This window comes from Vibrio sp. 10N.261.46.E11 (genome assembly GCF_041472735.1).
Lineage (GTDB): Bacteria > Pseudomonadota > Gammaproteobacteria > Enterobacterales > Vibrionaceae > Vibrio.
The window spans coordinates 218,664-230,177 of the sequence record NZ_JBFRQW010000002.1 but is presented as its reverse complement, the minus strand read 5'-3'; the positions used below and the strand labels follow the sequence as shown (position 1 = coordinate 230,177).

General features: G+C 44.1%; 8 protein-coding genes and 1 pseudogene. 3 read left to right on the top strand and 6 right to left on the bottom strand.

Annotation, left to right across the window (positions count from 1 at the left end; genetic code table 11):
• A pseudogene (locus AB4407_RS01410) lies at window positions 1–476 on the top strand (hypothetical protein); the annotation flags it as partial.
• Between the two features lie 2 nt (window positions 477–478).
• Window positions 479–2,158, top strand: a complete 1,680-nt coding sequence (locus AB4407_RS01405; RefSeq protein WP_372117874.1) for a BatD family protein — start codon at window positions 479–481, stop codon at window positions 2,156–2,158.
• Window positions 2,159–2,295: 137 nt separating this feature from the next.
• Here AB4407_RS01405 and AB4407_RS01400 read toward each other — a convergent pair whose 3' ends face one another.
• The 5 genes from AB4407_RS01400 to AB4407_RS01380 all read right to left on the bottom strand — a co-directional run bounded on the left by AB4407_RS01400 (window position 2,296) and on the right by AB4407_RS01380 (window position 8,341).
• Complete coding sequence (locus tag AB4407_RS01400) at window positions 2,296–4,440, bottom strand: GGDEF domain-containing protein (RefSeq protein ID WP_372117872.1); 2,145 nt, start codon at window positions 4,438–4,440, stop codon at window positions 2,296–2,298.
• A gap of 320 nt (window positions 4,441–4,760) precedes the next feature.
• Window positions 4,761–5,510, bottom strand: a complete 750-nt coding sequence (pstB, locus tag AB4407_RS01395) for a phosphate ABC transporter ATP-binding protein PstB (RefSeq protein ID WP_004732036.1) — start codon at window positions 5,508–5,510, stop codon at window positions 4,761–4,763.
• Window positions 5,511–5,600: 90 nt separating this feature from the next.
• A complete protein-coding gene (pstA, locus tag AB4407_RS01390) occupies window positions 5,601–6,464 on the bottom strand; it encodes a phosphate ABC transporter permease PstA (protein WP_372117869.1) in 864 nt (287 codons plus the stop codon).
• Between the two features lie 15 nt (window positions 6,465–6,479).
• Complete coding sequence (gene pstC / locus AB4407_RS01385) at window positions 6,480–7,409, bottom strand: phosphate ABC transporter permease subunit PstC (RefSeq protein WP_372117866.1); 930 nt, start codon at window positions 7,407–7,409, stop codon at window positions 6,480–6,482.
• A gap of 110 nt (window positions 7,410–7,519) precedes the next feature.
• Window positions 7,520–8,341, bottom strand: a complete 822-nt coding sequence (locus AB4407_RS01380; protein WP_372117864.1) for a phosphate ABC transporter substrate-binding protein — start codon at window positions 8,339–8,341, stop codon at window positions 7,520–7,522.
• A gap of 448 nt (window positions 8,342–8,789) precedes the next feature.
• On the opposite strand from AB4407_RS01380, the gene AB4407_RS01375 reads away from it, so the two are divergent.
• Window positions 8,790–10,433 (top strand): methyl-accepting chemotaxis protein, encoded by a 1,644-nt coding sequence (locus AB4407_RS01375; protein WP_372117861.1) that lies wholly within the window; start codon window positions 8,790–8,792, stop codon window positions 10,431–10,433.
• Window positions 10,434–10,614: 181 nt separating this feature from the next.
• Here AB4407_RS01375 and AB4407_RS01370 read toward each other — a convergent pair whose 3' ends face one another.
• Window positions 10,615–11,508: a lipase secretion chaperone gene (locus AB4407_RS01370; RefSeq protein WP_372117858.1), complete on the bottom strand. Its 894-nt coding sequence runs from the start codon at window positions 11,506–11,508 to the stop codon at window positions 10,615–10,617.
• Between the last annotated feature and the right edge of the window lie 6 nt (window positions 11,509–11,514).

The following is an 11,514-nucleotide window of genomic DNA, read 5'->3' as shown; positions in this document are numbered from 1 at the left end:
AAGGTCAGCAAGGTCAGCAAAATGATTCTTCGAAAAGCTCGCAGGATCAACAACAAAGCTCTAGTGACAATGGCAAGTCGCAAAGTCAAAGCGGCAACCAAGATCAAAGTGAAAACCAAGCTCAGAATACTGACCAAAGCCAAGCTGATAACCGCTCTGATTCCAAGATGGATGAAGAAAACGACAAGCAAGCTGTGCAACAAAACAAAGCGGCTCAAGCAGGTAGGCCGTCACAAGACAAAGATGACTCTGCATCTCAGACAGCTCAAGCTCAAGAGGCTGCTAAGGAAGACAGTGATAACAACACTCAACAAACTTCAGCACAAGTATCAGGTCAACCTATGTCGAGCGATCCTGATATGCGAAAACTTGAACAAGTAGAAAGCGCCCGAGACCCGAGTCAGCTGCTTAAAGCGCAAATGATTTTACAAGCACGACAAAAAAGTGCTCCTAACAACCAGAACAAAAAGTGGTAACCATGCGATTTCTAAACAAGCCATTTTTATCCGTACTCCTAACATTGTTGTTGGGAGCTTTCTCGTCCTTCTCAGCATTGGCTGCAAACGCTGTGGCGAGTGTTTCACATAACAGTGTCACCAAAGATGAAGTATTCCTACTTAGAGTCGCGACCGATGAAAAGGTCTCTTCTGATGCTTTAGATCTAACGGCGCTCCAACAAGACTTCTATGTCGGTACACCAAGCTTTGGCTCGTCGATGCGAATCGTCAATGGCATCCGCTCGGTGTCAAGTGAATGGAACATCAGCCTTGCTCCGCTGCGTTTAGGCAAGGTTCAGATCCCTAGCTTTGATATTGAAGGGGCGAAAACCAAGCCAATTACCATCAATGTTGCCGTTAATAAAGCTGCACCCACTCAACATGATATGGCTGAGTTCCAGCTTAATCTGAGTAAAGACTCGCTGTACCCGCAAGAAGTCGCTGAACTTGATGTAAAGCTGATAATTAAAGCTGATCCAAGAAGGCTGCAAGATCCCAAGATAGCACCACCGAGCTCGCCGGGCTTAGATGTGGAACCTATTGGTGAATCAAAGCAATTTCAAGATGTCCTCAATGGGCAAGAGGTGACGGTTGTTCAACAGTCTTTCCGCATCTCGTCACAAAAAGCGGGACAATTTAAACTGAACGGGCCGAAGCTGACTGGCGCCGTTGTTTACTCGACCAACAACTCCAGTACAACGCGCTTGTTTCAACTCGACACTCCCGTTGAAACCCTAGATGTAACCGTCAAAGAGGTGCCAAAAGGCTATCAAGGTGAGTGGTTACCAACATCGAACTTCAAGTTGATTCAAAAATGGTCAGATAGTCAAGGTAACGAGCTAACCAATAACAATGGTTTAGAAAGCGACAAGCAAACCATTGAAATGGAAGCGGGTGATTCGTTAACTCGTACCATTACTATGACAGCCAGCAACTTGACCCAACACCAACTGCCAAAACTGAATGTCACCTACCCTAAATCGATACGTGTTTATGAAGAGAAACCGCAATTTGGTACCACACAGTCAGGCGATGCGGTGGTGGTTTATAAACAGGTATTGATCCCGAAAGAAGCTGGAAAGATTTCGCTTCCGGATGTATCTCAAGCTTGGTTCAACACTGATTCACAATCTGAGCAAACCAGTAAAGCGCTTGGACTAGAGTTAGTGGTAAAGGCAAGTGACCGTGCGACATCTAGCACACCACCAGTCACAACACCGCCAACCCAACAAGTAAGCCCGACGGTTGTGACGGTTGATAGCCCGGGGTTCTGGCCTTACCTAACCGCGCTGTTCGCTGCCTTGTGGTTAATCAGTTCTACAGTTGCTTTCTACTTCTGGTCACGCCGCGGCACAACAGTAAAACCAAAGCGCCAAGATGAACATCAATCCGATACAGCCGAAGCGCTGATTACCGCGCTGAAAGCGAAAGATGGGGTGATGACGAGAACCTTGTTTGAGCAATGGAAAACAGAAAACTCAAGCTTGAGTGGTGAAACGTTAGAAGCAATTGAAGCGGAGCTAACCAAGCTCAACCAAAGCCTCTATGCTGAAGCCGGCTCACCAAGTCAGTCATGGGATCCAGCTCTAGCAATCAAAGCGGTTAATAAGCCAAAACGCATCTCGAACAAAGCTCATAAGAGCACGTTAGAAAGGCTTTAATTAACCAGCCATCTAAATAAGCAGAACGCTAGTTGAGCAGAGAATCTAAGTAAACAAAAAAAAACGAAGCCGTGATGACCACCTTGTGAACATCACGGCTTCAGTCGTTTTTGAGACCGGAAAAAATAAAAGTCAAACTAAGTCAGTGGCGTCGCGACCTTTCTTCGCTTCATAGCCGAGCCAATTCTATTTCGCCCTGAATCTTTCGCCTTATACAAAGCCTTATCAGCCTTGCCATACAACAAATCAAAATCGAACTGGCGCTGATCCGAAGTTATCGATGCATAACCCACAGATGCGGTTAAATATTGGCTAGTGCTACTTTTACAATGGAGAATTTTTGCATCTTCAATACTTTGTCGAATCGACTCTGCACGCTGCTTTGTTGTCGTGTGATTGGTGCCGATCATCAACAACATAAACTCTTCACCACCAATACGACAGAAAGTTTCCTTATCGCTATGAACATGAGCATTCAGTATCTTGCCGATGGTTCGCAGAGCAGCATCACCCTCTGTATGACCATAAACACTGTTGTACAAACCAAAATGATCTAAATCGACAAGGATAAGCCCAAATGTAATTTCATGTTGTGTGGCAAAAGCACCTTGATCGTCGCAGTTCAAATCTTCTAAGACCTGCGACAGCATACGACGGTTTCCAAGACGTGTTAGAGGGTCTAATTTAGAAATAATATCCAACTGTTCATTGGCTCTTTCAAGCTCTTGAGTGCGTTTGCTAACCTCTTGTTCAAGCGTTTCATTGAGATTTTTCAGCTCCTCTTGAGCCATGGTTCTTTGCAATACCTCTGCAAGGCTAGAGGCGAAGATACGAATCACTTCACGCAGTTGTGAAGTTAAGGGACTGCGAGTTAACAAGTTATCAGCTGCGATAAACGCAATCGGCTCACCCGTGTTTGTAGTGAGCATAGTCATGGCCGTCCAACCGACTCCGACAATATTGAAGTCGTGATAAATAGGGACTGATTCTTCAAACGCCACTTGATTAGGGCAAGCACGAGCTGCGGCTACGATGTCTCGCTCTACCAGCTCAGAGCGATAATAGGACTCATCGACAATATCGCCTTTTATGTCCGTGCCCCACGTGCCTTGCATGTAACTGCAATTTTTATCGGTAAGGAAAACGGCTAATCGATCAATGCCTAAATGCTGAATAGCAAAACTGACGGCAGACTTACACACAGCACTGACGCTATCGCAGCGAGACAACTCAACCATACTCGAATGCAGCATTCGGATGTTCAGTTCTTGGCGTTTACGAATGTATATCTGAGACAGCAGAGAACCAAACGATTCAAGCATCTGCTTTTGGTAATTGGTAATTGGCGAGCGGTGAATGTAGTTGTCCATGGCAATCCAACCTACGGGTTTATCCCCTTCACGTAAGATAAGCATGCCATTCCACCCTTGCCCGACCACTTTTCCTTCAGTGTAGAGTGGAGCATGTTCAATAACCACCAAGTTAGTGTGGTTGTCAGACAATGCCTCGATATATTCCGATTCAAGCTGATGCAGGTCATATTGAGTGTGATGTTCGCTGTTGGTTTTTCCTAGTTCATCGGTGCCGTAAGTGCCACTAAAACAGCGCTTTTTCATATCCAATAGCATGAAGATCGCTCGGTCAAAGCCTAGACGGTCGCGCACTGCCTCAACAGAAGCCTTATGCAAAGCATCCAAAGAGTCAGGATTAGAAAGCTCTAACGCGACCTGATGGACTAGTTTCATGTTCTCAACAAATAGCTCTCGCAGCTTAATTTCATCAAGGTACTGCGCTTCACGTGTGTCTCTGTATTTTATCTCTAGCGCAGCGTTCTTTTCCGCACGAATACACTGCCAGCGAGCTGCGGCTAGTTGAAGGACATCCAGCCCTTGGTCAAACGTTTGGTTGATCTGCTGAGCATTGCAATTTTGAACAATTAAATAAGTTCTGCAGGCAGGCGCGTTGTCTAGCATCATGATGAACGACTCACCACCCAGCACCTTCATGTGTTCCCACTTACAAGTATTGATAGACATTGGAAGCACACCATCTGCGGTATCAAACTGGGAAACCCAAGGCCAAAATGTTGAGGGATACTTGTCGAGGGAGGTTAGCTCACCGCAAGAAAACAAGGGTAATGAATCGCCTTCTGGTGTTGGCTCGGCAAATACTCCGATCCCTTTTGGCGCGAGCACCTCAACAAGGTAATCAAAAAGAGATTCTGCCAACAGGCGGTGGTCACGCGTAGCAGATATTTGTTTTGCAAAGGCTTTAACAGGCACAGCTTCCGTCCATTGGCTAATGAGATTGAAGCAAAAATACCGAAGCCTTGATATGCAATCAATGTAACTAAAAATGAGATGTTAAGCGGGTCGCAATTTCACTTTTTACATTATCACAAGCATGAGAAGGACGACAAAAATGGGATTTCCTGCCCAAAATTTCATCGACATTAATACTTTTTTAGCAACATAAAAAAGCCCCACATTAGAGTGGGGCAAAACTTCCATCGCTTATAGTTATAGTGATAATTCTGTCGATCTATTCGATTATCTAACCTGCGTTTCAGTTAGTGGTATTGGCCACGTTATCGATTAAGCAATTAACCAAAGTCACCGTTTACATAACCTTTAGTGCGATCATCTTTTGGTTCGCTGAAGATAACGCTGGTTTCGTTGTGCTCTACAAGCTCTCCCATTAGGAAGAAAGCAGTACGGTCTGAGATACGACGCGCTTGCTGCATTGAGTGCGTTACGATAACGATAGTGAAGTCTTTCTTCAGATCTTCCATCAATTCTTCAATCTTATGCGTCGCGATTGGGTCTAGAGCCGATGTTGGTTCATCCATTAGGATTACATCCGGTTCCATTGCAATGGTACGAGCGATACATAGACGCTGTTGCTGACCACCAGACAAGCCAAATGCGTGTGCTTTCAAACGATCTTTCACTTCATCCCAAAGTGCCGCACTGCGCAGTGAACTTTCTACAACTTCATCAATGTGCTTCTTGTCTTTGATACCTTGAGCACGTAGGCCGTAAGCCACGTTCTCGTAGATGCTCATTGGGAATGGGTTTGGCTTTTGGAATACCATGCCTACGCGGATACGCAGGTCAGCCACATCAATATTGCCGTAGATGTTTGTGCCATCCATATCCAGCTTACCTTTGATAGTAACGCCTTCAATTAGGTCATTCATGCGGTTCAAACAACGTAGTAGCGTTGACTTACCACAACCAGATGGGCCAATCAGTGCCGTAACCTGACGCGTTGGAATTGGCAGGTTGATAGATTTAAGCGCTTGGTTGTCGCCGTAAAACAGATCTAGGTTCTCAATATCAAATTTGTTCATGTTCGTAATCTCTAAATTCTTAAATTCGTGTCTAGCTTGATGCTTTCTTTATCACGGGGGCTCTCTTTATTGTTGAGCCAGCTAATCAGCTTAATAAGTTGCCGTGTTGAAGCGTCTTGCAATCAGTTTTGTAACCATGTTGATCAAGAGAACCAATACGATTAGGACTGTCGCCGTGCCGTAGGCTTGGTTCCACTCATCGATAGTAAATAGCTCTGTCGTCAGCTTATATAGGTGAACCGTTAGTGTACGGCCAGAATCGAATACCGATTCAGGAACACGTGCCACCATACCTGCTGTTAAAAATACAGGTGCAGATTCGCCAATTACACGACCAATACTAAGAATGACCGAAGTTAAGATACCTGGCATTGCGCTTGGTAAGATCAAACGCCAGATAGTGTAGATTTTTGAAGCGCCAAGGCCGTATGAGCCTTCACGGTAAGTTTGTGGTACTGCCATCAATGCTTCTTCTGTAGTACGAATAATGATAGGAAGAATCAAGATACTTAGCGTTAATGCACCCGACAGAATCGAGAAGCCTAGGCCAAGAATCGAAACAAAGAAGGTCATACCGAACAGACCAAAGATAATCGATGGGATACCAGCGAGCGACTCAGTACAGAATCGAATCACTTTCACCAATCGGCTACCTACTTTCGCATATTCTGTTAGGTAGATTGCCGTCATGATGCCCAGTGGCGCTGCGACTGCAATCGATGCAATGACCATGTAGATCGTGGCGATGATCATTGGGAAAATACCACGTTCTTCACCAGTACGAGTGTAGTCATCAGTGATGAAGTTCCAATCTACGTATTGCAGACCGTTCGATAGGATGTACCAAATGATCCAGAATAAGAAACCAACGGTTACAGCTGCTGCCGCCCAGATAAAGCCTTTCAGGATGTTATCTTTGGTTTGACGTGCTTGTTTTAGTTTTACGAGATCCATATTACTCATCCTCGCCTACTTCGCTTTTTCACGGTTAAGATAAAGTAGAGCACCATTTAACATCATGATGAACACTAGAAGTACAACACCTGTTGCGTACAGTGCGTTAGCGTGAACGCCACTGGCGTAAGACATTTCAATAGCAATGTTTGCTGTTAACGTACGAGCCGAGTCCAAAATACCTTCTGGCATTGCTGGCGCGTTACCCATAACCATGATGATTGCCATCGTTTCGCCAAGTGCACGACCGATACCCAGAATCACACCAGTCATAATGCCTGAACGTGCAGCAGGAACGAGTAACTTAAAAATCGTATAGATTTTCGAAGCACCCAGTGCAAGTGAGCCTTCTTTGTACGTACGAGGTACAGCGCGGATCGAAGTTTCAGAAACCGTAATAACGGTAGGAAGAATCATGATACCCAGAACAATGATACCTGCGAAGATAGTGTTACCTGCTGGTACTTGGAAAATGTTCTGAATCATTGGAACGATAATTACTAGACCGAAGAAGCCGTAAACTACCGACGGGATACCCGCTAGAAGCTCAACTGCTGGTCGAATAATATCGGCAAGACGCTTGGGAGCAATCTCAGCAATAAAAATAGCGGTTAATACACCAACTGGTACACCAACAACTACTGCGCCTAGTGTCGAAACAATCGATGCAACAATCATAGTTGCAACACCGAATAGAGCTGGCGGTAACCAATCCACACCCAGAACGATGCCAGAAACACCGGCCTCTTGGAATGCAGGGATACTCTCTGCAACGATAAAGTAAGCGATAACGGCTAGTGATACGATGCCGATTACAGCACTCGATAAGAACAAGCCGTGGAAGATTCTTTCTCTCCAGTCAACGCGCTTTTTGGTGCGCAGACTCGGCTTATTGATTTGAGTCGCTTCAGTATTCATAAGCTTTTCACTATTTGCGATGGTCATATATAAAATCTCAAACTTTGTGGCTCAAAAAGAGCTCGAAATAGACAAAGTTGAAAGAAAAGGCTCAGCCTAAACAGGCTGAGCAATAATTAAAAGTGAGTCAGTTAAGATTAGTTAACTGTGATGTAGCCTTTCTTACCAGCGATAGCTTGAGCTTCTTCTGCAACCATCCAATCTAGGAATTGTTGAGTTTCAGCTGATGGAGCGCCATCTTTGTAAAGAACTAGGAAAGGACGAGCAACTTTGTAAGAACCGTTCTTAACGTTGTCTACAGTCGCAGCAGCGCCGTCGATAGTTAGAGCTTGAACAGATTCATCAACGGTACCTAGAGAGATAAAGCCGATAGCGTATGGGTTGCTTGCTACAGAAACTTTAAGTGCGCCGTTACCGTTTGCAACTTGTGCACGTTGAGAGATAGCTGATACTTTCTTATCGCCAATCTTCTTCTTAAGCTTCATGATGTCTTCGAATGCACCACGTGTACCAGATGCAGTATCACGAGTGATTGCTACGATTGGCTTGTCAGCACCACCAACATCTTTCCAGTTAGTGATATCGCCTTTGTAGATTGAAGTGATTTGCTCAGCAGTTAGAGCAGATACTTCGTTGTTCGGGTTAACAACAACTGCAATACCGTCACGAGCAATAACGAGCTCTTTCAGATCAGCTGATTTTTCTTCTTCTTTAAGGTCACGAGAAGAGATACCAAGGTCAGCGCTTCCATTTTTTGCTGCTTTGATGCCAGCAGAAGAACCTGGTGCTTGAATTTCGATGAACACTGGTTCGCCTTTATTCATGTAGGTTTCTGCAAAAACTTCAACCAGTGGAGAAGCACTGTTAGAGCCAACTACAGAGATAGTTTCTTTAGCTGAAGCTGTATTCACTGTTAGAGCGCCTAGTAGTGCAATTGCACCGATAACTGTCTTTTTCATCACAAATTTCCTTTAGTGGCGTTATTGCCGTTATGTTTTGCTTGAACGAGGCCTACTTTAGAATCCGAATGTGACAGTTGTGTTTCATTAAATTGAAGCCTATATGACAGCTGACAATTATTTTAGTTTTGCTCTCCTGTTATTCAAACCTAGAGAATAGATTTGAATAACTCATAAACGTTAAACATCTATTTCAGTATGCTTAACTCAATTCGGTCAACATTTCACCGCCCTAGACACACCACCCCATAGCCTATAAACCATAGAGAAATAAAGAAAAATGCTCATTTCGCACAATAAACAGCCTTAATTGATCGATTATCTATCGCATATATCTAAATCGAATGCATTACTGATTGAATTATCATTCTCAGTAGTTAGAATCACGGGATAATTATAATAAAAGCAATTGCATCTGCTCATTTACTTATTCATAGAGGGACAATACATGCGCCAACTTCTCAGTGGCTTATCAATTAAAATACAAATTCTTATTCCAGTGCTCTTTTCCGTCGTATTACTTTTGACGGGTGTCATCATCGGTGGTGACAAGCTGGAAAACGCTTTTAAAGATGTATCAACAGCAACCGATCGACTCGTTCTACATAAAGAAGAACTCAGCGAAATCGTCGACAATAGTTACGGCATGCGCATCAAAGCAATCTATAGTTTGTTCAACCCTGATGATGTAAACACGCTCGTTGAAACGCTTAATCAAAAACGCGATCAAAACTCACGCCTACTGAGCTCATTAGACACAGTGCCAGGTATGCAAGATGAAGTCGCAGCAATGAGCAAGGCGATGGACCACTACGTTAACTTTTCACGCAATACCATGCTTCCCCTGTTAAAGGCAAAACACGGTAATTCAGTGTTAACTTCTGACTTTGATACTCGCTACCAAGCCGCAATTGACCAATACCGCCATGCAGGTAACGAAATGGTAAAAGCAATCGACAGTCTTTCTAAAAAGCTAAACTTGCTTGCGACTCAACAAGTCCATACCAATGGTCAGCAACACACTAGCACCCTAAATACTGCGACCGTTGGGCTTTTAGTGATTCTATCTATTGCACTTGTTATTAGCTGGACACTGGCTGGCATCATTGTTAAACCAATCAACAATATTCAGGCAACCATGCGCGAAGTAGCAAAAGGTAACTTGCTAGTAAAAGCCGAAGAACATGGAGACAATGAGATCTCACGTCTTGCGCAAGACGTAAACAAATCCATTGAGCAATTGCGTGACACGGTAAGTTCACTATCTCGAATCAGCATCGAAGTTGCGTCAGCATCGACTGAGCTTGCTGCTGTAATGACACAATCAAGTGCGAACTCAGACCAAGAGAAGCAAGAAGTGGAACAGGTTGCTTCTGCCGTAAATCAACTTGAGAGCACAGCAGCAAACGTCAACGAAAATGCTGTACAAGCCGACTCAGCGTCTAAACAAGCTGACGAAATGGCGACACACAGCATGAGCTTATTTAATGAGAGCAACCAAGCAAACGAGCAAATGGCGATTCAACTTAGCGAAGCTGCAAACGTTGTTGGCACGCTAAAAGAGCACTCAGAGAAGATTGGTAATGTCATTGAGGTTATTCAAAGCATCTCAGAGCAGACTAACCTTCTTGCGCTTAACGCTGCCATTGAAGCCGCTCGTGCAGGTGAAAGCGGACGTGGTTTTGCGGTTGTCGCTGATGAAGTGAGAATGCTGGCAGCACGTACACAAGATTCGACCAAAGAAATCCAAACCATCATTGAAGGCTTGCAGGTTCAATCTGGAAACGCGAATGAGAGTATGAGCAGTTCGCTGTCTATGTTGGAACATAACCAGACGCTTTCGGGTGAGGTAAGCTCTGCACTTTCAGGCATTGCGAACTCAGTAACGGATATCACGGAAATCAACACTCAGGTCGCAGCAGCAGCAGAAGAGCAAAGCCAAGTGACTTCAGACATTAACCGTAATATCTCAAATATCTACAGCTTAGTAAGCCAAAATGTAACAGGCATTACCCAAGCTGCAGCAGCAAGCCACGAGCTATCAAACCTCGCTGAACAACAAAAGCAGCAGTTGGGCTTCTTTAAGGTTTAAGGGGTAAGGGCGAATAAGCTTTAAGGTACAGCTGTAACGGCTTATGGTATAGGCTCTAGGATACAAAATTTAAGCCTTAAACTGTAAGCACTTACTTACCATGTATAGATTGCAGTAACCGACCTTAATTATTAAGCCAACTATTGAGTCATCAGTAGTTGGCTTTTTTAATTGCTGGAGATTACTGACCGTTCTCAGCAGCTCTGATTCTTTCAATCGCTTCTACCCTTCTCAGCTGTTGTGGCTGAAAATGAGTTTCTCTAAGCTGGGCAATCGTTTCTTTTTGTTCAATTTCTGAGAGTGCAGAGTCATTCAAAATGTCATTTCGTTCAATAAAGTAAATTTCTAAAGCTCCATCAAAGGCCGCCCTTTGTTGATCAAGCGCTTCGAGCCTCTGTGTTGCTTCTTCGCCAACCAGTTCGTTTCTCTTCAAATATTTACCTTGTTCGTCTAGACCTTCTGAACTGGATAACTGTGGGAGTAATACCTGATTCTGATGGCTCGTTTGAACGTAATCTGGCTGTTCAGATAAATAAGACTCAAGCCTTTGCTGATATTCTGACTCGTCTAGCCCTTCTTGTTTCAGAAGTAGCTTTTCTAAAGCGATTTCCCTCATTCTGTTGTCATGGGTAAACAAAATACTTATCTCACTCTCACTGAAAAACTGCGTTTGAAGATCGAGGAGAGCTTGATTCAGTGCGCGTAGATCCTCTGCGGATATTGAGGTGGTATCAAATTGGACATCTAATGATATCAGTGCCGACTTGTACTCAAGATATTTAGAGAACAAAGCTTCATCGACCACCGCGGCTTGTGATTGCTCATGGTGTTTTGCCACGTTGTCGCGAATATCTTCGAGGGTTAATTCTGTATTGCCTGACACGAAATATTCCATCATGTCTTTAGCTGACGCACTATCGATTTCGGTATCTTGTTGAGAGGCGACTTTCAATAAAGAAGCGCTTTGTCTATCGTCGTGATGTGGCTTTAAGTCTTCCTTTATTTGATATAAAAAAACCGCCGCTGTACTCATCAGGGCTATCGTGGTTATCGACAAAATGGCGGTCTTTTTCATTGTGCT

What these genes read in the sequence shown, in the direction of transcription:
- AB4407_RS01405 (WP_372117874.1), top strand. Translation starts at nt 479, where the DNA reads ATGCGATTTCTAAACAAGCCATTTTTATCCGTACTCCTAACATTGTTG.
- pstB (WP_004732036.1), bottom strand. Translation starts at nt 5,510, where the DNA reads ATGAACAAATTTGATATTGAGAACCTAGATCTGTTTTACGGCGACAAC.
- AB4407_RS01370 (WP_372117858.1), bottom strand. Translation starts at nt 11,508, where the DNA reads ATGAAAAAGACCGCCATTTTGTCGATAACCACGATAGCCCTGATGAGT.
- pstC (WP_372117866.1), bottom strand. Translation starts at nt 7,409, where the DNA reads ATGACCATCGCAAATAGTGAAAAGCTTATGAATACTGAAGCGACTCAA.
- AB4407_RS01380 (WP_372117864.1), bottom strand. Translation starts at nt 8,341, where the DNA reads ATGAAAAAGACAGTTATCGGTGCAATTGCACTACTAGGCGCTCTAACA.
- AB4407_RS01375 (WP_372117861.1), top strand. Translation starts at nt 8,790, where the DNA reads ATGCGCCAACTTCTCAGTGGCTTATCAATTAAAATACAAATTCTTATT.
- pstA (WP_372117869.1), bottom strand. Translation starts at nt 6,464, where the DNA reads ATGGATCTCGTAAAACTAAAACAAGCACGTCAAACCAAAGATAACATC.